Origin of the sequence: Hyphobacterium sp. (genome assembly GCF_965229905.1) — a bacterium.
GTDB lineage: Bacteria > Pseudomonadota > Alphaproteobacteria > Caulobacterales > Maricaulaceae > Hyphobacterium.
The window spans coordinates 2,688,698-2,708,313 of sequence record NZ_OZ245930.1; the positions used below are offsets into that span (position 1 = coordinate 2,688,698).

At 62.2% G+C, this 19,616-nt stretch carries 22 protein-coding genes; 15 read left to right on the forward strand and 7 right to left on the reverse strand.

What is annotated here, in order from left to right; translation table 11 throughout:
- Positions 1-2 precede the first annotated feature (2 nt).
- The 4 genes from ACO08C_RS13535 to ACO08C_RS13550 all read right to left on the reverse strand — a co-directional run bounded on the left by ACO08C_RS13535 (position 3) and on the right by ACO08C_RS13550 (position 3,812).
- Complete coding sequence (locus ACO08C_RS13535; protein ID WP_421786308.1) at positions 3-1,736, reverse strand: patatin-like phospholipase family protein; 1,734 nt, start codon at positions 1,734-1,736, stop codon at positions 3-5.
- Positions 1,737-1,745: 9 nt separating this feature from the next.
- Positions 1,746-2,102, reverse strand: coding sequence for a GFA family protein (locus ACO08C_RS13540; protein ID WP_421786310.1), 357 nt, complete (start codon positions 2,100-2,102; stop codon positions 1,746-1,748).
- A complete protein-coding gene (locus ACO08C_RS13545) occupies positions 2,099-2,938 on the reverse strand; it encodes an enoyl-CoA hydratase-related protein (RefSeq protein WP_421786312.1) in 840 nt (279 codons plus the stop codon). The genes ACO08C_RS13540 and ACO08C_RS13545 overlap by 4 nt, the downstream gene beginning before the upstream one ends.
- Before the next feature lie 70 nt (positions 2,939-3,008).
- Positions 3,009-3,812 carry a DUF5694 domain-containing protein gene (locus ACO08C_RS13550; RefSeq protein WP_421786313.1) on the reverse strand — a complete coding sequence of 268 codons (804 nt, stop codon included), beginning with the start codon at positions 3,810-3,812 and terminating at the stop codon, positions 3,009-3,011.
- Between the two features lie 129 nt (positions 3,813-3,941).
- Here ACO08C_RS13550 and ACO08C_RS13555 point away from each other — a divergent pair, with 129 nt between their 5' ends.
- The 11 genes from ACO08C_RS13555 to ACO08C_RS13605 all read left to right on the forward strand — a co-directional run bounded on the left by ACO08C_RS13555 (position 3,942) and on the right by ACO08C_RS13605 (position 14,007).
- On the forward strand, positions 3,942-5,549 hold the full coding sequence (locus tag ACO08C_RS13555) for a carboxyl transferase domain-containing protein (RefSeq protein WP_421786315.1): 1,608 nt from the start codon (positions 3,942-3,944) through the stop codon (positions 5,547-5,549).
- A gap of 58 nt (positions 5,550-5,607) precedes the next feature.
- On the forward strand, positions 5,608-6,222 hold the full coding sequence (locus tag ACO08C_RS13560) for an SOUL family heme-binding protein (protein ID WP_421786316.1): 615 nt from the start codon (positions 5,608-5,610) through the stop codon (positions 6,220-6,222).
- Between the two features lie 78 nt (positions 6,223-6,300).
- The gene (locus tag ACO08C_RS13565) at positions 6,301-6,885 is read left to right on the forward strand and encodes an NAD(P)H-dependent oxidoreductase (protein ID WP_421786317.1); all 585 of its coding nucleotides are present in this window, start codon (positions 6,301-6,303) and stop codon (positions 6,883-6,885) included.
- Between the two features lie 144 nt (positions 6,886-7,029).
- Positions 7,030-7,422 (forward strand): hypothetical protein, encoded by a 393-nt coding sequence (locus tag ACO08C_RS13570; RefSeq protein ID WP_421786319.1) that lies wholly within the window; start codon positions 7,030-7,032, stop codon positions 7,420-7,422.
- A 67-nt stretch (positions 7,423-7,489) separates the two neighbouring features.
- A complete protein-coding gene (locus ACO08C_RS13575) occupies positions 7,490-7,744 on the forward strand; it encodes a hypothetical protein (RefSeq protein ID WP_421786321.1) in 255 nt (84 codons plus the stop codon).
- 141 nt (positions 7,745-7,885) lie between these two features.
- Positions 7,886-8,683, forward strand: a complete 798-nt coding sequence (locus ACO08C_RS13580; RefSeq protein ID WP_421786323.1) for an enoyl-CoA hydratase-related protein — start codon at positions 7,886-7,888, stop codon at positions 8,681-8,683.
- Between the two features lie 12 nt (positions 8,684-8,695).
- A complete protein-coding gene (locus ACO08C_RS13585; RefSeq protein ID WP_421788729.1) occupies positions 8,696-9,565 on the forward strand; it encodes a DUF817 domain-containing protein in 870 nt (289 codons plus the stop codon).
- A gap of 82 nt (positions 9,566-9,647) precedes the next feature.
- The gene (locus tag ACO08C_RS13590; RefSeq protein ID WP_421786324.1) at positions 9,648-11,603 is read left to right on the forward strand and encodes an acetyl/propionyl/methylcrotonyl-CoA carboxylase subunit alpha; all 1,956 of its coding nucleotides are present in this window, start codon (positions 9,648-9,650) and stop codon (positions 11,601-11,603) included.
- A 170-nt stretch (positions 11,604-11,773) separates the two neighbouring features.
- Positions 11,774-12,724, forward strand: a complete 951-nt coding sequence (locus ACO08C_RS13595) for a hypothetical protein (protein WP_421786325.1) — start codon at positions 11,774-11,776, stop codon at positions 12,722-12,724.
- Positions 12,725-12,812: 88 nt separating this feature from the next.
- Complete coding sequence (locus tag ACO08C_RS13600; RefSeq protein WP_421786327.1) at positions 12,813-13,532, forward strand: hypothetical protein; 720 nt, start codon at positions 12,813-12,815, stop codon at positions 13,530-13,532.
- Positions 13,533-13,569: 37 nt separating this feature from the next.
- A complete protein-coding gene (locus ACO08C_RS13605) occupies positions 13,570-14,007 on the forward strand; it encodes a DUF1489 family protein (RefSeq protein ID WP_421786328.1) in 438 nt (145 codons plus the stop codon).
- Positions 14,008-14,066: 59 nt separating this feature from the next.
- Here ACO08C_RS13605 and ACO08C_RS13610 read toward each other — a convergent pair whose 3' ends face one another.
- Positions 14,067-14,447, reverse strand: coding sequence for an endonuclease domain-containing protein (locus ACO08C_RS13610; protein WP_421786329.1), 381 nt, complete (start codon positions 14,445-14,447; stop codon positions 14,067-14,069).
- A 95-nt stretch (positions 14,448-14,542) separates the two neighbouring features.
- Entirely contained in the window at positions 14,543-15,406 is an 864-nt protein-coding gene (panC, locus tag ACO08C_RS13615) for a pantoate--beta-alanine ligase (protein ID WP_421786331.1), read from the reverse strand.
- A 63-nt stretch (positions 15,407-15,469) separates the two neighbouring features.
- On the opposite strand from panC, the gene ACO08C_RS13620 reads away from it, so the two are divergent.
- The 3 genes from ACO08C_RS13620 to ACO08C_RS13630 all read left to right on the forward strand — a co-directional run bounded on the left by ACO08C_RS13620 (position 15,470) and on the right by ACO08C_RS13630 (position 17,431).
- Entirely contained in the window at positions 15,470-16,018 is a 549-nt protein-coding gene (locus ACO08C_RS13620) for a hypothetical protein (protein WP_421786332.1), read from the forward strand.
- An 88-nt stretch (positions 16,019-16,106) separates the two neighbouring features.
- Positions 16,107-16,988, forward strand: a complete 882-nt coding sequence (locus ACO08C_RS13625) for a division plane positioning ATPase MipZ (RefSeq protein WP_421786334.1) — start codon at positions 16,107-16,109, stop codon at positions 16,986-16,988.
- On the forward strand, positions 16,988-17,431 hold the full coding sequence (locus ACO08C_RS13630; RefSeq protein ID WP_421786336.1) for a J domain-containing protein: 444 nt from the start codon (positions 16,988-16,990) through the stop codon (positions 17,429-17,431). Before ACO08C_RS13625 ends, ACO08C_RS13630 begins: the two co-directional genes overlap by 1 nt.
- Here the strand turns inward: ACO08C_RS13630 and ACO08C_RS13635 are convergent.
- Entirely contained in the window at positions 17,428-18,705 is a 1,278-nt protein-coding gene (locus ACO08C_RS13635) for a D-alanyl-D-alanine carboxypeptidase family protein (RefSeq protein ID WP_421786338.1), read from the reverse strand. The two genes, ACO08C_RS13630 and ACO08C_RS13635, sit on opposite strands and share 4 nt — an antisense overlap.
- A gap of 153 nt (positions 18,706-18,858) precedes the next feature.
- On the opposite strand from ACO08C_RS13635, the gene ACO08C_RS13640 reads away from it, so the two are divergent.
- The gene (locus tag ACO08C_RS13640; protein ID WP_421786340.1) at positions 18,859-19,536 is read left to right on the forward strand and encodes a phasin family protein; all 678 of its coding nucleotides are present in this window, start codon (positions 18,859-18,861) and stop codon (positions 19,534-19,536) included.
- Positions 19,537-19,616 lie beyond the last annotated feature (80 nt).

Genomic DNA, 19,616 nt, shown 5'->3' on the forward strand with positions numbered 1-19,616 from the left:
CGCTAGGCGATGCCGAAAAGATTGGCTTCGTCCCGGCTGAGCTCCGAGATCGCGAATTCCGCGGCGCGCCGGCCGGAATCGATGGTCTCCTCGAAGCGTTTCCACTGCCGCAAATCGGTATCGGAATCCGGCAGGACAAGCAGGTCTACCGCTTCGCGATAGGCTTGGTGCTTGCCGACCATGACGCCGGCGGTCGCCGAGCGCATCAGCAGCGAGGCGATCGGCGGCAGCTCGCCGAGCCCGTTCCGCCGCACCCAACCGAAGAAGTTCGGCGCGTCGATGAAATCCTTCGGATTAACGCCTTGTGCCCGGGTGACATCGACCCCAGCGCTGACGCCGCGGTGAAACGCCTTCATCTGCTCGGACGGGAAGTTGGTGAAAACGGCGCCATCGACGAGCACATGTTCGCCCTCGATGACCGGCGGCAAGATGCCGGGAATGGCGATCGAGGCGCGCAGCGCATCGCGCAGCCGCCCGCTGCGGTGAATAAAGGGGCGGCCATTCGACAGGTTCGAGGAGACGCAGAAATAGGGGCGGGCGAGGTCGGCGATATCGACATCGCCGAAATGCGTCTCAAGGCGCTCGTCGACGCGCTTGCCCCGCGCCAGCGAAATCACCGGCAGGCGCCAGTCACCCAGCGGATTGGAATCGACAAACGCTTCGCGCACGCGGCTGATCAGCTCGTCCTGCGTCCATTCCAGCGCCAGCCCCGCGGCGATGATCGCCCCCATCGAGGCGCCGCCGATGAAGTCGAATTCAATGCCCGCTTTCCGGAACGCGTCGATGGCGCCGATATGGGCGTAAGCCCGCGCGCCGCCGCCTGAGAGGACGAGGCCGACCGAGCGCCCGGCGAGGGTCCGGGCCAGCCGTGCGCGATCATCGGGCCTTTCCTGGCGCCAGTGAAAGACGCGCGCGGCTTCCGCGGCGACGGCCCATTCATGAGGACGGGACGCCTGCCGGTTGCCACCATCATGGACCAGCACGACGTCCAGCAATTTGAGCTTGGCGGCCGGGGTCGGATCGGGCGGCAGGAGCGGAGTCGAAGGCTTGGCATCGCCGCGGGCCAGCAGCCAGACGCGGTCGGCCCGCCCCATCGCCCGGCGGGCCCAGTTGTGATCGCCGAGGCGCGCAATCAGCAGGACCACCTGGTGGTCCTTTTCGTATTCGTCGAGCCGCGGGCCGGGCCAGTTGGCGGCTTCCTCGCCGACGACGGCAGAGGTCACGCCGATCCGCGCCAGTGCGCGCTGAAGCTCGTGGCCGCGAAAGTCGATGTCGATCGTCGGTGAGCAGGAAACGATGGCGAACACTTTTGGTTCGGAACCCTGGCGCTGCGGGCCGGCGCGAAGCCTCTGCAGCATCATCTTCGACAGCTCGCGCATCAGCGAGGGATGTTTTTGCGCCAGTCGTTCGAACGAGGCTGTGGGCAGGCGGACCACTTCGCTGTCGCGCATGGCATAGACGCTGGCGGAATGCGGCCGCTCCTCCAGCATCGACATTTCGCCGACCGGTTCACCGGCGCGGATATATCCGAGCAGGTTCGGGCGCCCCATGGCGCCGTCACGGAATGCCGCCAGCGCACCCGACCGCAACAAGTACAGCGCGTCGCTGGGCTCGCCTTCGGCATAGAGGAGGTGCCCCGCCGGCAGGCAAAACCATTCGACTTCGTGCTCGACGGCCTTGAGGGCGGTCTTGCCGATATCGCTAAAAAAACCGGGAAGGGAGAAGGACAGCGGCATGACGATGTCTTAGTCCAGATACTCCCAGCTGTCTGCACCGTCGAAATGCCGCACGCGGATATCCGGCGGGGCCAGGTCGCGCGCTGTGGTAAAGTTGATTTTCATGCGTTTCTCTATGGCCGGTTCGCGGCTGGTCCAGTGCGTTGTGATGCCGCAATGCGCGCAGCGGTGGATGGTCAGCGTCCTGTCGCCGAAAACATAGTCTTGCTGGGGTGTGCGGGCCGTGAGTTCGGTCGTTTCGGGATCGACTTCGCCCCACAGCGCGCCAGCCTTGCGGCAATAGGTGCAGTTACACACGGTCAGCCAGTCGGGCCAGGCGGTAACTTTCCAGCGGACATCGCCACAATGGCAGCTCCCAGTGATCATGATTTGCGTCCCATGCGGCGGACCGGAGCAAGCGGCGTGAACTTGCCATCACGTTTCTCACTGCGGGCGGCGATCGCCTCGCCGATATCGTCGGTCGACCACAGCGCGGCCTGCAATGTCATGGCGTGTGCGAGGCTGTCGGCGACGCTGTGATCGCGGGCATAGAGAAAAGACCTTTTGGTGCCGGAAATCGCCAGCGGCGCTTTCGCGGCAATGTCTTGGGCGATCGCATCGACATGGGCTTTCAGTGCGCCGGCGTCGTCGAGCACAGCATTATAGAGCCCGATCGCGGCCGCGCGATCAGCGTCCAGATTTCCCCCTGTGTAGGCAAGTTCGCGGGCAATGCCCTCGGGTATCAGGCGCGGCAGGCGTTGCAATGTGCCGACATCGGCGAACATGCCGATATTGGTCTCCTCGATTCGCAGCCAGGCGTCGCGCGTGCCGAAACGCAGATCACAGGCGCAAATCATGTCCACGCCGCCACCGACGCACGGGCCCTGGACGGCGGCGATCACCGGAAATCGCGCGCGCTCGAAAGCGGTAAATGCATCCTGCAGGGCGAGGGCGGCGGTCATGAAACTCTCGCGCAGCGCGGCATTGGCCGTGCCCAGCGCATTGGGATCCGTAAACACGGATATGTCCATGCCGGCGCTGAAAACCGGCCCTTGCGCATCGAGGATCAGGACGCGAATTTCGCCATCGTCGGACAGGCGATCCACCGCGTCCGGCAGTTCCGCCCAGAAGGCGGGTGTCATCGTGTTGCGCTTGTCCGGCCGGTTCAGCGTGATCCGGGCGATCGGTCCGTTACGGGTCAGGTCGAAACTGGTCGGCGGCATGAATCCGGCGCTCCTGGCTGGGGTCAGAGCCTTCTCCGGTCGCGCCGTTCACGCAAGCAAAAAAGCCTTGTCAGTCTGCCGGAAGGTAGTCCAGCACATCGACCCATTCGGTCTCGACCGCATCGCGAAAAAACTGGTCGAACAGGAATTTGTGGCCCGACCCGTAGATAACGAGCACACGATCTCCGGGCTCGGCAATGCGCGCGATCTGGGCGAAGATCTGCAAATTGCGGGCCCACCATTGACCCATTTCCCGCGCCCCGACCGGGTCGGCTGCCGAACCGAGCTGGGCCAGGGTCAGATAAACATTGTGCAGGGCGAGGAAGTCCGGCTGATTATTGGCTCTGACCCGTTGCGTGACCGTGACGTTCGGGCGATTCTGTTCGGCGTCGAGTGCCGTCATCACGGCGCGGAGCTCTGTGAGCCGGGCCAACAGCGCGTCTTGGCCGTTTTCGGTCCCGGCGGCCATCATTGCGTTGAAATTCATACCGGATGTGTAATCGGCCGCATAAAGGCGCTCATGCCCCAGGCGGGCGGCCAGGCGCATGCCGATCTGTTGGCGCTCATTGACGGTCAGCGTGTGTTCGCCGGCGAGATAGCGGCGATAGTCGGCATTGAACAAATGCTCTTCGTCCGGCGTCAGTTCGACGATGATCTTGGTCGGACGGAATTCGGCGAGCGCCGTGACCAGGCTTTCGATTTCCGCCTGACGGGCAGGGGCCAGGTAATCGTCCACGTCCGAATTGACGTAGTCCGCCCCGCCGCCGGTGAAGTGGAATGTGCCGAGTATCATGACCTGGGGCCGATCCTCCTGCGCCACCGCAACCGGCGGTATGGTCAACGCTAATGCCAGCGCCGCAACCCAATGTCTCATCGTCTTGCTCCTGCGTGTGGTTTCGCCGAAGGGATGCAGTTCGGCCACGCTCCGGATGCAGGCGGCCCGTTGCGCCGGATGCGTGCTGCGGCTTAATTGGCGGCGAGGATTGCGGGGAAAGATCACGCTATGAGCCGACTGACGAGCGCTGCCGAGACCGGTTCGGATGTCTACAAGGCCAATCGCGAGGCGATGCTCGGCCTGATCGATGAATTGCGTGGTAAGACGGAAGAAGCGGCGCAAGGCGGCTCGGAGCGGGCCCGCGAGCGGCATCTCTCGCGCGGCAAGCTGCTGCCCCGCGACCGGGTTGAGCGCCTGCTCGACCCCGGCTCGCCCTTCCTCGAGATTGGCGCGCTGGCGGCCAATGGCATGTATGAAGGCAATGTTCACGGGGCGGGTATGATCGCCGGGATCGGCCGGGTGTCGGGCCGCGAAGTGATGGTTGTGTGCAACGATCCGACCATCAAGGGCGGCGCCTATTACCCGATGACGGTGAAAAAGCACCTCCGGGCGCAGGAAATCGCCATGCAGAACCGGCTGCCCTGCGTCTATCTGGTCGATAGCGGCGGGGCGAACCTGCCGCACCAGGCGGAGGTGTTTCCGGATCGCGAGCATTTTGGGCGCATCTTTTACAACCAGGCACAGATGTCCTCGATGGGCATTCCACAGATCGCGTCGGTGATGGGCTCTTGCACGGCGGGCGGCGCCTATGTGCCGGCGATGTCGGACGAGACGATCATCGTAAGAAAGCAGGGCACGATCTTTCTCGGCGGGCCTCCGCTGGTAAAAGCCGCAACCGGCGAGGTGATCTCAGCCGAGGATCTGGGCGGGGCGGATGTCCATGCGCGCCAGTCCGGTGTCGCCGACCATTATGCCACCGATGACGAGCACGCTTTGTTCCTGGCGCGCCGTATTGTCGGCACGCTCAACACGACGAAGTCCAACACGGCCGATCTGGCCGACCCACGCGACCCGCTTCACGATCCCGACGAGCTGAACGGTGTGGTGCCAACCGATCTGCGCACGCCCTACGATGTGCGCGAGGTGGTCGCGCGGATCGTCGACGGGTCGGAGTTCGACGAATTCAAGAAGCTGTTCGGTGAGACGCTGGTATGCGGTTTTGCGCGCCTGCATGGCATGCCGGTCGGCATCATCGCCAATAATGGCATCCTGTTTTCCGAAAGCGCCCAGAAGGGCGCGCACTTCATTGAATTGTGCGCGCAGCGGAAAATCCCGCTCATCTTCCTGCAGAACATTACCGGCTTTATGGTCGGATCGAAATACGAGGCCGGCGGCATCGCCAAGGACGGCGCCAAGCTGGTCACGGCGGTATCCTGCTTTGCCGGGCCGAAGATCACGGTGATCATTGGCGGCTCCTATGGCGCCGGCAATTACGGCATGTGCGGGCGTGCCTATTCTCCGCGCTTCCTCTTCATGTGGCCGAACGCCCGCATCTCGGTGATGGGCGGTGAGCAGGCGGCCAGCGTGCTGGCGACCGTCAAACGCGACGGCATGGAAGCGCGCGGCGAAGACTGGTCCGCCGACGATGAAGAGGCATTCAAGAAGCCGATCCTCGATCTCTACGAGAAAGAGGGCTCGCCCTATTATTCGACGGCGCGGCTTTGGGATGACGGCATCATCGCCCCGGCGGACACGCGCCGCGTGCTGGCGCTGTCCCTGTCGGCGGCGATGAATGCGCCGTTCGAGGAGACCAAGTTCGGCGTGTTTAGGATGTAGGCAATCCGGCTCGGCATATTGTGCGTAAGCAGGGGCATGACCTTATGGAGATTGCCCCATGCGCCTGATTGTCGGCCTTTTGGCCCTGATGTTCTCGCCCGCCGCCGCCATGGCGACTGAAGAACCTGCCTATGAGAGCGTGCACCGCGACGGGGCGATCGAGGTCCGCGACTATGCCGGCATGATCGTCGCCGAGGTGACGGTTGAGGGCGGCCGCGAAGCAGCGCCCAATCGCGGCTTCCGGCCGCTGGCCAATTACATTTTCGGCGGCAATGCGCCGCGCGAGGAGATCGCCATGACCGCGCCGGTGACGGCAAGGCCAGGTCAGGACATTGCGATGACCGCCCCGGTGACGTCCTCGCCGGCGGCGGGTGACCAATGGACAGTGGCCTTCATCATGCCGTCGGAATGGACGATGGAAACGCTGCCCGAGCCCAACGATCCGCGCGTGTCGCTGCGCGAGGTGGAACCGCGCCGCATGGTGGCCATCGAGTTCCGCGGCGGCCGGTCGGACAACAATCTTTCGCGTCATTTACAAGAGCTGGAATCCTGGCTGGCGGCAAACGGCTATGAGGCCACCGGAGACCCGGTATACGCCTTCTACAGCCCGCCCTGGGTGCCTTCGCCATTGCGCCGCAACGAAATCATGATCGAGATCGCGCCGCGGAACTAGCAGCCTGCGCGCTCGCGCCGCACTGCGCGAAAGCTGAACCGGAGCTATAATCCACATTCCTATTGTGGAGATATTGCCATGACCCGGATTTGTGTGATTGACGGCCATCCCGACCCGCAAGACGGGCATTTCGTCAGCGCCTTGGCGGAAGCCTATGCCGACGGCGCCGAATCCGCCGGGCACGACGTCAGCCGCATCAGGATTGCCGCGCTCGATATTACCTTCGTCGGATCGCCGGAAGACTTTGCCCGGTCGCCGGGCGACGCGATCGCTGCCGCACAGTCGAAAATTGCCCGCGCCGAGCACATCGTCTTTGTGTTTCCTCTCTGGTTGGGCACAATGCCGGCGGTCTGCAAGGCGTTCTGGGAGCAGGTGGCCCGCGCCGGATTCCTGCTCGACGCGACCGGGGAAGAGGATCAATGGCCGCAGCAGAAGATGAAGGGAAAGTCGGTCCGTATCATCGTGACGATGGGCATGCCCGGGCTGGCCTACAAACTTCTGTTCGGGGCGCACAGCTTAAAGGCGCTGGAGGCTGGAATCTTCCGCATTTCGGGTTTCAAACCGGTCCGGCATTCGATTTTCGGCGGAATTGGCGCCGTGAATGCGGAGAAAAGAACCGCCATTCTCGAGAAATGCCGAGAGTTGGGTGCAGCCGGCAAATGAACAGCCGATGACAGATTTTTGAAAATCGCTCGCCTGTGACGCGAGTTGAGTTGTCAGCCGCCCCTTTTCCTAAGACAGTTTTAACAAAGCGCGCGATTTGAGGTATTCTAATCGTGTGTGGGCGTCATTGAGGGGTAAATCGCCATGGAATTTCTGGATACGGCGCGGGGCTGGCTGGATCAGGCCTACGCGTTTTTCGAGCCGGGCCTGCTGATGTATGCCGGCAATGGGGAGAGTGTGAACTGGATGCCGCTGGCGATCCAGGTCGGGATTATTGCATTGGTGTTGGCGCTGCTATTGCGTTCGGCCGGCGCGATCCTGATCTTCACGATTGTTGGCGTTGTCATCCATATCATCGTGGATATCGTTATGCCGATGGTCCGTGGGGGCGGCATGGACGGTTTCGATTTCGGTGCATTCGCCAATCAGTTCACCGACGTAACCTATTTGAAATATCTGGGTGCGCTCGCCATTGCCTATTTTATCGGCATTCTGATTTTGGGTATGATCAAGGGCATGCTGTTCCGCGGCGACTGATGTCGCGGGCTTGAGACGTTATGGAACCGCCGGCTCCGTGGCCGGCGGTTTTTCTTGTGACACCGTCATGAGCGAGGTGTTCGCGGTGCATCCGGTGTTGCCCGTCACGGACATGCGGCGTCCGCTCGCATTCTCGCCACGGCTGGATTTTGCGCTGGCCTTTGCCGAACGGCCGCGGGCGGAAATCGCCGATCATGCCGGGGTCAAACGCGGCGATCTTATTCCGCACCTGCAGGCATTCACCAAAGTGCAGTATGGAAACACCGAAACCGTGGCAGTGCGGATCGAGACCGATGCCGTCGAGACGCTCCATAATGAATGACAAGATCGGACGGGATTTCGGCGCCGCTGGAGAAAAAGCCCTGGAGCGATTTTGAGTTCGGCTTCTATGATCCCGACTACACCCTTTTTCTTTTGCCGGGAGACTGGCTAGAGGAGGAGCAGCAAAGGAGGTCGCCGACCCATGTCCGAATCCCAGTCCGTTCTTCTCGATGTCACGCCCGGCAAAATGGCCGTGGTCACCATCAACCGGCCGGAAAAGAAGAATGCGTTCGATCGCGAAACGATCAACCGGCTCAGCGAGATTTTCGACCTGTTGTCCAAGAATACCGATGAGGTGCGCGTCGTGATGCTGCGGGGCGCGGGCGATACGTTTTGCGCAGGTGGCGATCTCAACTGGATGAAGGACGCTGCGACCTATACGCGCGAGCAGAATATTGAGGATGCCGAAGCCCTGGCCGGCATGCTTTATCGCCTGTTCCGCCTGCCGCAACTGACGATCGCCCTGGTGCAGGGCGCGGCGATGGGGGGCGGATCCGGCCTGGTGGCGGCCTGTGATGTCGCGATCGCCGAAAAAAGCACGAAATTCCGCTTCTCCGAAGTGCGGCTCGGCCTGACGCCGGCGACCATCTCGCCCTTTGTGATCCGCGCCATCGGCCCGAAATGGGCGCGCGCCCTGTTTGCCACGGCCGAAGGCTTCGACGCGCAGTTCGCGCACGTGATCGGGCTGGTCCAATATGTGGTTGGCGATGCCAACGAACTCGACGACATGGCCGAACATGTCGCCCGTCTCGGCTTCAGCGCGGCGCCGGGCGCCATCGCGGATGCCAAGGAGCTGGTGGATGATGTTTCAGGCCACAAGATCAATCATGGCCTGATGGAAGACCTGGCCAAGCGGATCGCGCATCGCCGCGCCAGCGAGGAAGGCCAGGAGGGGCTGTCGGCCTTCCTGGAAAAGCGCAAGCCGGGCTGGGCGGAGTAGACCGGGCTGGAGCTGTTCCGCGACCCGCGCGCCTTTCTTCATGCCAGGCGCGAAGCCTGGCGGGCGGGCTTCGTCCGCGGGCCGGTCACGCGTTTCCTGTTCGAATTTGTCGCCTTCGGGATCAAGCAGGCCTGGGCCTGCCTGTTCGGCGGCGCGATGGTGGCGCTGCTGCTCGGCACCTATCTCTTCTATCCCGGCGATGCGCTGCTGCCGCGCTATGATTTCCTGACGCTCTCGGCGCTGGCCATCCAGATCGGGTTGATTGCGACCCGTCTGGAAAGCTGGGAGGAGGCGCGCGTCATCCTTGTCTTCCACATCGTCGGGACAGTGATGGAAATCTTCAAGACTTATGCGGGCTCGTGGATTTACCCGGAAGACGCTTATCTGCGGATCGCCGGCGTGCCGCTGTTTTCCGGCTTCATGTATGCCGCCGTCGGCAGCTATCTGGCGCGCGTCTGGCGGATTTTCGACTTTCGCTTCGACCGGTTTCCGCCGCTCTGGCTGCAAGGGCTGCTGGCACTGGCGATCTACATCAATTTCTTCACGCACCATTATACGGTGGATATCCGGTGGGGCCTCTATGCCGCGACGCTGCTGATCTACGGCCCTTGCGTGATCTGGTTCCGGCCGGATGAGAAACACCGTTTCATGCCGCTCGTGATCGGCCTTTTGCTGGTCGCGCTGTTCATCTGGTTTGCCGAGAATATCGGCACGTTCGCGCGCGCCTGGACCTATCCGGGCCAGGAGAATGGCTGGCACATGGTGTCGATCCAGAAGCTCGGCTCCTGGTATCTCCTGATGATCATCAGTTTCGTGCTGGTCGCGGTGGTGCATCGCGCGGGGGCGGGTAAGGATGACGACATCCCTCATCCCTTCCCTTGACGGGTAGGGTGGGTGCGAGCGGGCTTTCTTTCGGCGGGGCCTGCCGGTAAGACCAACCGCATAACGGATGCGGGATCGATCCATGTTCAAGACACTGCTAGTCGCCAATCGCGGAGAGATCGCCCGGCGCGTCATGCGCACGGCAACGCGGATGGGCATCAAGACCGTCGCGGTTTATTCGGAAGCAGATGCCGAAGCGCCGCACGTCAAGGAAGCGGATGCGGCCGTGTTGCTCGGCCCGGCGCCCAGTTCGGAAAGCTATCTTCGCGCCGACAAGATCCTTGCGGCGGCGAAACAGACGGGGGCGGAGGCGATCCATCCCGGCTATGGATTCCTGTCCGAGAACGCGGAATTTGCCCGCGCCTGCGCAGATGCCGGCATCAAATTCGTCGGCCCGTCGGCGGCGTCCATCGAGGCGATGGGGCTGAAGGACCGCGCCAAGAAGCTGATGGAGGACGCCGGCGTCCCGGTGACGCCCGGCTATCACGGTGACAATCAGGACCCGGATCACCTCAAGAATGCCGCCGATGCGATCGGCTATCCGGTGCTGATCAAGGCGGTCGCCGGCGGTGGCGGCAAGGGCATGCGCAAGGTCGAGGCCGCGGGCGATTTTCTGGATGCGCTCGACAGCTGCAAGCGCGAGGCGAAATCCTCCTTCGGCAATGACGAGGTGCTGATCGAGAAATTCATCGAGAATCCGCGCCATATCGAAGTCCAAGTGTTCGGCGACAGCCGCGGGCGGGTGATCCATCTGTTCGAACGCGACTGTTCGCTGCAGCGGCGGCACCAGAAGGTGATCGAGGAAGCGCCGGCGCCGGGCATGACGCCGAATGTGCGCGCCGCCATGTGCTCGGCCGCGGTGCAGGCCGCGAAAGCGGTGAATTATGAGGGCGCGGGAACGGTCGAGTTTATCGTCGACGGCTCCGGTGCGCTGCGGGAGGACGGCTTTTTCTTCATGGAGATGAATACCCGTCTCCAGGTCGAGCATCCGGTGACGGAGATGGTCACGGGTCTCGATCTCGTCGAGCTGCAGCTGAGGGTCGCGTCCGGCGGTTCGGTGCCGGAACAGGACCGTATTTCGCTGTGCGGACACGCGATCGAGGCGCGGCTTTACGCCGAGGATCCGGCGAACGGATTTCTACCCAGTATCGGCGCGCTTGATATTCTCGATCTGCCCTATGGCCTTGAAGGCATTCGTGTCGACAGCGGCGTAAAGCAGGGGGGCGAGGTCTCGCTGCACTATGACCCGATGATTGCGAAAATCATCACCTGTGGCGCAACGCGCGATGAAGCGATCGGACGGGCGCTCGCGGCCTTGGCATCCACACGGGTGTATCCGGTAAAGACCAATGGCGGCTTTTTGGCGCAATGCTTGCGCGACGATGATTTTTCCTCCGGAAATGTCTCGACCGGGCTGATCGCGGAAAAATCCGACAGCCTTATCCCCTCCGGCGCGCCGGTGCGCGATATTGCCCTGGCCGCTCAGGCTCTCTTGGGACAAGCGGGCGGAGCGGTATCGCGCGATCCGTGGGCGGTGGCCGACGGATACCGGAGCAATACGGCGCATCGGATCGAGGTCCGGCTGGACCATGATGGGTCTACATTGACGGCATCGTTTGATCGTCCGCCTGCAAAGGGTCAGGCGGTAACGGTTGCAGTCGGCGATGATCGTGTGACCTTGGAGGGTGGCACCGGAGCCGGCCGTGTCGTCGCCGACCCTGATGGGGTCATTGTGTTTTCGGACGGGCGGGCCAACCGGTTCGATTTGCCGCGGCCCGACGCGGCCGCGGATGCCGCTGAGGCCGGCGGGCTCGTCAAGGCGCCGATGCCGGGCAAGGTGTTGTCGCTGAACGTCGCCGAAGGCGATACGGTTTCGAAGGGTCAAAAGCTGCTCGTCCTGGAAGCGATGAAGATGGAACACGCGCTGGCCGCGCCGCGCGACGGCGTGATCGCATCGGTTTCGATCGCGGCCGGCGACCAGGTCGGCGAAGGGGATGCGCTGATTACGCTGGCCGACGAAGAGGAGGCCGCGGCTTAGGTTTCTCCGGTGCGGAATTTCCTCCCCCGCTCGCGGGGGAGGGGACCACGAAGTGGTGGAGGGGGCATGCCCCCCTCGTCCCTTCGGGACACTCCCCCCGCAAACGGGGGGAGAAAAGCCAAAACTGGCCCGATCCTTGCTCTCCTGTCAGGAGAAACAGGGAGATGGCCATGACCGGCACAGGCGAAACCCCAAATTCCACGGGTGTTGTCACGAATTGGCACACAGAGGCCCGCACCGGCTTTCGTCAGCGCGTCGTTGTGGGGCGGCACGATCTTCACCAGCGGCCGGAATTTTCCGACGAAGCGCTGGCCGTACTGATCGAACGTCATCCGCGGGATCTCATCGATTTTTGTACGATGGGCGATCTTGATGAGGGGGCGGACAGCTGGCGGGCCGGCGATCCGGGCGATCTCTCCGGGGCCGAACTTCTGGATGCGGTCCGCGCCGGCAAGCTGTGGATTAATCTGCGCGAGGCGATGACCGTCGATCCGGTCTACCGTCCTCTGTTCGATGCCATGCTGGCCGACATGAAGCGCAACAATCCGGGATATAAGGTGCTCAATGCTGAGAGCGGCATCCTGATTTCGTCGCCGACCGCGCAGGTCTTTATCCATTCCGACGTGTCGGAAACGATTCTCTGGCATGTGCGCGGCCGCAAGCGAATCCGGATCTATCCCGCCGCCGCCCCCTATGTCACCGACGAACGCATGGAAGCTATCCTGCACAAGGAGCAGACCGAGGATCTGCCGTTCGAGCCGAGCTGGGACAATGAGTGCGAAGCCGTGGACCTGGAGCCCGGCATGTTCACCTCCTGGCCGTTACACGGGCCGCACCGCGTGCAGAACCTTTCGGGCATGAACGTTTCGGTGACGATGGAGCTGGTGACGCCTGAATCCATGCTTAAAAACGGTGTTCTGCACGCGAATGGCGTGCTGCGCCGCCGGTTTGGCCTGCAGCCGAAATCCGCTGATGCGGAAGGGGCCGGCGCCTATCTCAAGCTCGCTTTCTCGAAGCTGGCCAAGAAACTCTGGCGTCACACCAAGCCTTTGCCGAAGAGCGAGACGACGTTCGAGATCGATGGGGCGTCTCCGATGGGTTTCCGGGACAAGGCGGCCTAACCTGTCAGGACCTTAACTTGCCACGAAACTGTGCATGGCCTTTGCTCGCGCGGCTGGGGGGCATCGACCGGGTACAGGGATTTATTCCATGATATTTGTAAAGGCGGCTGCCGCGGCAGTCCTTTTGGCGTCGGCGGTTCATGCCGACATGACAAGCTATCCTGAACCGCTCGCGGATGCGCTGGCGATGACCTATGAAGCGCCTGAAGAGGCGCATTGGCGTTATGTGATGCAGGTGACGATGAATGACGCCAGCATGCAGGTCCGGTTCGACGGATCGCAGCCGGACGGCGAGCAATGGCAACTTGTCGCCCCGGCCTCCGAGGACGGACTTGCCGACATTCTGGTCGATGTCTGGCAAGATCTGAACCAACCCGATGCCGAGGATGAGAATGCTGGCGACGGCATCTCCATCAATGCCACCGAGGGCCTGTTTTTCAGTTCAGACACGGCTGACGTGGTCGCCGGCGATGTCGTCAGCACAGGTACCAACCGATTCACTTTCAGACCCGATCTCGGATCTGATGAAGAAGACGATGCGATGCGGTCCTTCATGACCGGCGAATTGTCTCTCGCGCCGGCCGGCCATGTCGACCAGATCCGAGTGTTCGCGCCCGAAAGCTTCAAACCGCATGTCGCCGCGCGGGTTCACGCCTTCGAGATGGTGATCCGTTTTGACCGTATTGAGGGCCTGCCGGCACCGATCATGACGTCGCTTTCGACCGAGATTGACATCAGCGCCATGTTTCAGCGCCAGCAGCAAGCCGTGCGGTTCGAGTTTTCCGATGTGGAGTATGTGGAGCCCTGACTTGGCGGATCGCCGGAGTCGTCCTAGCTCGTAGGACATGACGGTGCATTTGGTGAAACTCTGCGTCGGCGCGGACTCTATCGACGATCTCGAACGCTATCGGGGGCGCGTGAAAGCGGCTGCGGACGCGCGGGGTGAAACCTGGCAGTCAACGCATGTGACCCGCATGTTTCCTAAGCGCGCCGGCGAGATCCTCAATGGCGGCAGTCTTTACTGGGTGATCAAGCGGGTCATCCAGGTCCGGCAACGGATCGTCGATCTCAAGGAAGTTATCGGCGATGATGGCATCAAGCGCTGCGCCATCGTGATGGATAATGAGCTGGTGCGGACTGCGCCGGCGGCGCGCCGGCCCTTTCAGGGCTGGCGGTATCTCAACGCCGAGGACGCGCCGCGTGATCTGTCCGATCTGGCAACCGGCGGCGCCAATCTGCCTGACGAATTACGGCGCAAACTGCTCGAAATCGGGGCGTGGTAAGTCGTCTTGCCTCCCCTGTTTGCGGTGGAGGAGGGGGTTTTGTACTTTTCCTCCCCCGTTCACGGGGGAGGGGGACCGCGAAGCGGTGGAGGGGGGAGAAGAGCTGCGATGCCGTCCAGAACGCCATCGAGGTTTTCGTAAATGTCGGGATTAGTTGCGCGATAGACGAACCAGCCCTTGCTTTCCAGAAATTGCGTCCGCTTCGCATCTTTGGCGATCTCGTGCGTCGAGGCATGAGTGGCACCGTCAATTTCGATGATCAGCCGAAGCTCTATGCAGGCGAAGTCGGCGATGTACGGACCGACCGGGTGCTGACGCCGGAATTTGAAACCCTCCAAGCCCCCGCGGCGCAGCCTTGACCAGAGAATGGTCTCTGCATTGGTCATGCGGCGGCGAAGATCCTTGGCGAAACGGCGCGATTTCCGTTCGGAACGGCGCATGCCCCCCTCGTCGCTTCGCGACACTCCCCCCGTAAACGGGGGGAGAAACCTACTAAACAAAGCCAGCTATTTCAATTATTGGTAGAGTTCGCGTCTTAAACCGCCAGATTGTCGATCAGCCGGGTTTTGCCCAGCCAGACGGCGGCGAGGACACGCGCGGGCTGTGTGACGGGCCCGGCGGGCAGGGGCGCCAATGTCTGGGCGCAACGCGCCTCAATATAGTCAACGCGGTCGAATGCGCTCGCGGCCTTGGCCAGCGCCTTGCCCTGGGCGGTCTCCCAGTCCGTGCCTTGCGTCAGATCATGCGCGAAGCCGGACAGGATGTCGTGCAATCCAGCGGAAATCTCCCGTTCGCGGGTCGAGAGAAAAGCATTGCGCGATGACAGGGCGAGGCCGTCCCGCTCACGCAGTGTCGGTCCTGGGACGATTTCGATCGGGAAATCGAGGTCGCGCACCATCTGACGGATGACCAGCAATTGCTGATAATCCTTCTCCCCAAACACCGCGATGTCCGGCTGGACACGATTGAACAGCTTGGCCACGACAATCGCAACGCCGGCGAAGAAATGCGGACGGAAATCCGTTTCCAGACCGAGCGCGGCGCCTTCGAGGTTGAGCTTTGCGGAGAAGCCGCCAGCATACATGTCCGAAGCCAGCGGCGCATAGAGCAGATCGCATTTCGCATTCGCCAGCTTGGCCGCATCCTCATCAAGGGTACGCGGATATGCGTCGAAGTCCTCGTGCGGTGCAAACTGGGCGGGATTGACGAAAATGCTGGCGACGACGCGGTCAGCATGCTCTCGCGCCATCCGGATCAGCGAAAGATGGCCCTCATGCAGGGCGCCCATGGTCGGCACAAAGCCAATCCGCAATCCCTCGTGGCGCCAGTCGCGGATCTGCGCGCGCAACCGGTCTAGGTCGGCTGTGGCGGCGATGGGCAATTGAGAAAGTTCGCTCATGCGCGCCGGATAATGCCGCTGGGCGCTGGACGCAAGCGGTGCGACTCGCGCTAGGAATCCGGCATGATCCGCAATGCCCTGCTTCTGCCCCTGATTCTCGGCCTTTCGGCCTGTGTGACGAGCCGAGATGAGCCGCCCGTCACGGCACCGGTTGCCGGTACGCCGGAAGCGGCGATCGCGGCACATCTGGCGCAGGAGCTGGACCACCGCTCACGTCACGATCCGGCTTCGCTTGCGATGGTGGATGCGGAGATGCGGGCGCTTGCCTTGCGTCTGGCGGCACCACCCGAGCCTGAGCCCGAACCGGAACCGCTGGCGCCGGATCCGGAAGGCGGTGTCAGCCTGATGCATGCGGTGCATCTGGCGTCCTACCGCGATGAAATGCATGCACAGGCGGGCTGGCGCACGCTTCAGGGCCTGTTTCCCGAGCTTCTTGGCATACGGCAGGCGCGGCTCCAAACGGCTGATCTGGGCTCACAAGGCGTGTTTTTGCGATTGAAAGCGGGGCCGTTCGATACCGCCGATGCGGCGCAGGATGCCTGCCGCGAGATCGAGGACACTGGCGGCTGGTGCGCGGTGACGGATTTCACCGGCCAACCGCTGGCGCGGTAATAATTTTCACAAATTTCATCACCGGTTAGGCGTGGCACCCGTCTTGCTCTAGAGTGGCGGTGGGTGAGTTTCGACATCTGGTGTTTTGATGAATGTAACGACGCGATCCGAACGTCCTGGCCGGTTCAGTCTCGTACGCCGCAATGGTGGCGCGCACGTCATTGTGGTCGGCAATGAAAAGGGCGGAGCAGGAAAGTCGACCGTCGCCATGCATCTCACCGTCGCCTTGTTACGCATGAAAAAGTCGGTTGGCGTGATCGACCTCGATCTGCGTCAGCGATCCTTCGGTCGCTATCTGTCGAACCGCTGCAACTGGATGGAATCCTATGGCGTGGAGTTGCCCATGCCGAAAGAGCGCAGCGTGGCGGCCAGCGAGCTGCGCCACCTTGATGAAGCCGAAACCGAGGAAAATGCCCGCTTTCAGGCCGCTTTCAGCGAGCTGAAGGCCGATTGTGATTTCATTGTGATTGATGCGCCTGGTTCCGATACGCATTATTCGCGTCTCGCACACGCCCGGGCCGACACGATCGTCACGCCGGTCAATGACAGCTTCATCGATTTCGACCTGTTGGCGGAGCTTGATGCGACGACGTTCGAAGTCGGACGGCCCAGCGTTTATTCGGAGCTGGTCTGGGAGTGCCGCAAAAACCGGGCAAGCAGTGACCGCAAGCAGATCGACTGGGTGGTCATGCGCAATCGCATGTCCCAGCTCGACGCCCGCAACAAGCGGCGCGTGGGGGAGGGCTTAAAAGCCCTGTCCGCCCGCATCGGATTCCGGCTGGCGCCGGGTTTCGCCGAACGGGTGATCTATCGTGAGCTGTTTCCGCTCGGTTTGACGCTCCTGGATCTCACCGAGGACGGGTCCAGCGTCGTGTTCTCGATGAGCCATGTCGCGGCGCGCCAAGAATTGCGTGATCTGCTGACTGTCTTGAAACTTCCGGAATTGGCGGGCACTAAGCTTCCCTTCTGATGCCTTTTCTGATCCTCGGCTTTGCCGTCCTTATTGTTCTGGTGCTCGCCGCGCGCGGGTTCTCCCGCATGAATACGGCGGAGGCTGCGCGCTGGTCGCGTATTCTCTTGGGCCTCGCGGCGGCCGTTCTCGGCGGGCTGCTGACCTTGCGCGGCTTGGCCATGATCGGAGCGCCGCTGGCAACATTCGGTATCGGCCTGATGGCGATTGGTGCCGGTTTCCGTTCCAAGCCGGGCCGCCGGTCGCAGAACGCGGACACGCCGACGCGGACGATGTCCCGAGGTGAGGCGCTGGAACTGCTGGGCCTTAGTGGCGATCCGGACGAGCGTGAAATCAGGACCGCGTACCGCACTCTGATGAAGAAGGTGCATCCCGATTCCGGCGGAACGGATGGCTTGTCGCGGCGGCTGACCGAAGCCCGCGATGTGCTGCTGCGACGCTAACCGCCAGGGGCAACGGCGAAGCAGGGCTCATCGACTTGCGCCAGCTGGGCGCAGATGCGCCGGGCGTTTTCGGCATCAACGCCAGTGAAGCGGGCGCGGAACAGGACGCGGCCATTGGTTTCGAAGCGCGGCGTGGACAGGGCGGCCTCTCCCAGCCTGTCGGAAAGACTGCGGACCGATTCCAGCCGGGCCTGGGCGGCGGCCATGTCGGCGTAGGCGCCAACTTGTATCGACCATTCTCCCAAAGCGGCCGCTGCTTCCGCCACGGGGATGTCGGGCCGCGAAGGCGGCGGGCCGAGATCATCCGTCATTTCGATGCGGAGCGGCGGCATGGACTCGCCATCCCCCTGAGCGACCGGTTGTGCCAGATCGAGCGAGGCAATGTGAGTGGCCAAGAGATCCTGTTCGCGGATCGGGTTGAGACGCGGGGTCAGCGTCTGTGCCGCCATGATCAAAGCTTCGCGATCATTGAGCGAGCGGAAGGCCGCCTCGATCAATTGTTCGGCATGACTGTCGCGATAGGCCGCGGTCGGGCCGCCCATCACGACGGCAACCAATGAGCGTTCGCCACGGTTCGCGGTGGTGGCGATATTGAAGCCAGAGGCCCGGATGTAGCCGGTTTTCATCCCGTCGACCCCGTCCACACGGCCCACCAAGTTGTTATGGGAGCGATATGTGCGGCCATTGTGGGTGAAACGCCGTTCGGCAAAATAAGGTGCGTATTGCGGGAAATCCCGGCGCACGGCGAGAGTCAGCCGGGCCATGTCCCGCGCGGTTGTCACTTGCCGAGAATTTGGCAGGCCGGATGCGTTCCTGAATGTCGTGTCCGAAAGGCCCAGCTCGCGGGCGCGTGCTGTCATCTCGACGGCAAAAGCGCGCTCGGTGCCGGCCAATTCCTCCGCCACAACAACCGCCACGTCGTTGGCGCTCTTGATGATGAGCGCGCGGATCGCGGTTTCGACGGTTAATGTGTCGCCTTCGGACAGGCTCAGATTCGAAGGTTGCTGGCTGGCGGCGATGCGTGAAGCGGTCAGCGTGTCGTCGAGTTCCAGCTCGCCGCGCTCAATCGCCTCGAACAGCAGATAAAGCGTCATCATTTTTGTCAGCGAGGCGGGATAGCGGCGCGCGTCGGCGAGACGGCTATGCAGAATTTCACCGGAATTCGCATCCGCAACAAAGGCGGCGTAGCGGCGCGTGTCAGCGCCGGCTTGCCCGGCGAGCAAGACCGTCGTCGCGACGAGAAGCGCGAAAACCCATCCACGCATGCGATACATGGCGGCGATCAAGCACAGCAACGTGTTGCAGGGGCGTTAAAGCCGCCAAAAATAATTTTTGTGCAGTGCAACAAAAACCTTGACGCAAGTGCGAATATCCTACATATAAATGCTGCAATTGCGAACAAATGAGTCGCAATCGAAGAGTTTGATATGACCGAGACCGTCAAAACACCGGCCGCCGAAGCGGAAAAGACCGACGCGAAAGCCATCGAAGCCAAGAAGGCCTCGCCTGCGAAACCGTCGGCAAAGCCCGCTGCCAAGAAGGCAGCGCCGGCCGCCAAGAAGACGGCCAAGAAAGCCGTCAAAAAGTCTGCCCCCAAAACCGGCAAAAAAACGCCTGCCCGCAAGCCGGCGAAAGCCAAATCCTCCCCGAAAAAGGATACTATCATGACCAACGCCCAAACCAACGCCGTCAACGAGACGATCGAGAAAATGACCGCCGCCGGCAATGAAGCTTTCAAGGAAGGTTTCGAGAAGTCGCTGAAGTCGGTCAACGAGATCAACTCGTTCGCCAAGGACAATGTCGACGCCGTGATCGCGTCCGCGACCGCTGCTGGCAAGAATGCCGAGACGCTGAACGCCAACGCCGTCGCCTACGCAAAAACGTCGATGGAATCGGCTGTCGCCGCGACCAAAGCTCTGACCACCGCCAAGTCGGTGCAGGACATGATCGAAGTGCAAACCGACTTCGTGAAGTCGTCGATGGACCTGTTCCTGTCCGAAATGAACAAGACCACCGAGCTGTATGCCGGTGCCGTCAAAGAAGTTTCCAAGCCGATCAATGACCGCTTCGCGGCATCGGTCGAAATGGTGCAGTCGGCCCGCTAGGACCGGCTTCAGGGCGGCGATCTTTCCCCTCTGCAGCCCTGATACATTCTCCCCAACTGGCCCGGCGGTCTCCGCCGGGC

Bases quoted from the DNA above. Each gene is read 5' to 3' on its own strand.
- ACO08C_RS13535 (WP_421786308.1), bottom strand. From the start codon at position 1,736: ATGCCGCTGTCCTTCTCCCTTCCCGGTTTTTTTAGCGATATCGGCAAG.
- ACO08C_RS13540 (WP_421786310.1), bottom strand. From the start codon at position 2,102: ATGATCACTGGGAGCTGCCATTGTGGCGATGTCCGCTGGAAAGTTACC.
- ACO08C_RS13545 (WP_421786312.1), bottom strand. From the start codon at position 2,938: ATGCCGCCGACCAGTTTCGACCTGACCCGTAACGGACCGATCGCCCGG.
- ACO08C_RS13550 (WP_421786313.1), bottom strand. From the start codon at position 3,812: ATGAGACATTGGGTTGCGGCGCTGGCATTAGCGTTGACCATACCGCCG.
- ACO08C_RS13555 (WP_421786315.1), top strand. From the start codon at position 3,942: ATGAGCCGACTGACGAGCGCTGCCGAGACCGGTTCGGATGTCTACAAG.
- ACO08C_RS13560 (WP_421786316.1), top strand. From the start codon at position 5,608: ATGCGCCTGATTGTCGGCCTTTTGGCCCTGATGTTCTCGCCCGCCGCC.
- ACO08C_RS13565 (WP_421786317.1), top strand. From the start codon at position 6,301: ATGACCCGGATTTGTGTGATTGACGGCCATCCCGACCCGCAAGACGGG.
- ACO08C_RS13570 (WP_421786319.1), top strand. From the start codon at position 7,030: ATGGAATTTCTGGATACGGCGCGGGGCTGGCTGGATCAGGCCTACGCG.
- ACO08C_RS13575 (WP_421786321.1), top strand. From the start codon at position 7,490: ATGAGCGAGGTGTTCGCGGTGCATCCGGTGTTGCCCGTCACGGACATG.
- ACO08C_RS13580 (WP_421786323.1), top strand. From the start codon at position 7,886: ATGTCCGAATCCCAGTCCGTTCTTCTCGATGTCACGCCCGGCAAAATG.
- ACO08C_RS13590 (WP_421786324.1), top strand. From the start codon at position 9,648: ATGTTCAAGACACTGCTAGTCGCCAATCGCGGAGAGATCGCCCGGCGC.
- ACO08C_RS13595 (WP_421786325.1), top strand. From the start codon at position 11,774: ATGACCGGCACAGGCGAAACCCCAAATTCCACGGGTGTTGTCACGAAT.
- ACO08C_RS13600 (WP_421786327.1), top strand. From the start codon at position 12,813: ATGATATTTGTAAAGGCGGCTGCCGCGGCAGTCCTTTTGGCGTCGGCG.
- ACO08C_RS13605 (WP_421786328.1), top strand. From the start codon at position 13,570: ATGACGGTGCATTTGGTGAAACTCTGCGTCGGCGCGGACTCTATCGAC.
- ACO08C_RS13610 (WP_421786329.1), bottom strand. From the start codon at position 14,447: ATGCGCCGTTCCGAACGGAAATCGCGCCGTTTCGCCAAGGATCTTCGC.
- panC (WP_421786331.1), bottom strand. From the start codon at position 15,406: ATGAGCGAACTTTCTCAATTGCCCATCGCCGCCACAGCCGACCTAGAC.
- ACO08C_RS13620 (WP_421786332.1), top strand. From the start codon at position 15,470: ATGATCCGCAATGCCCTGCTTCTGCCCCTGATTCTCGGCCTTTCGGCC.
- ACO08C_RS13625 (WP_421786334.1), top strand. From the start codon at position 16,107: ATGAATGTAACGACGCGATCCGAACGTCCTGGCCGGTTCAGTCTCGTA.
- ACO08C_RS13630 (WP_421786336.1), top strand. From the start codon at position 16,988: ATGCCTTTTCTGATCCTCGGCTTTGCCGTCCTTATTGTTCTGGTGCTC.
- ACO08C_RS13635 (WP_421786338.1), bottom strand. From the start codon at position 18,705: ATGTATCGCATGCGTGGATGGGTTTTCGCGCTTCTCGTCGCGACGACG.
- ACO08C_RS13640 (WP_421786340.1), top strand. From the start codon at position 18,859: ATGACCGAGACCGTCAAAACACCGGCCGCCGAAGCGGAAAAGACCGAC.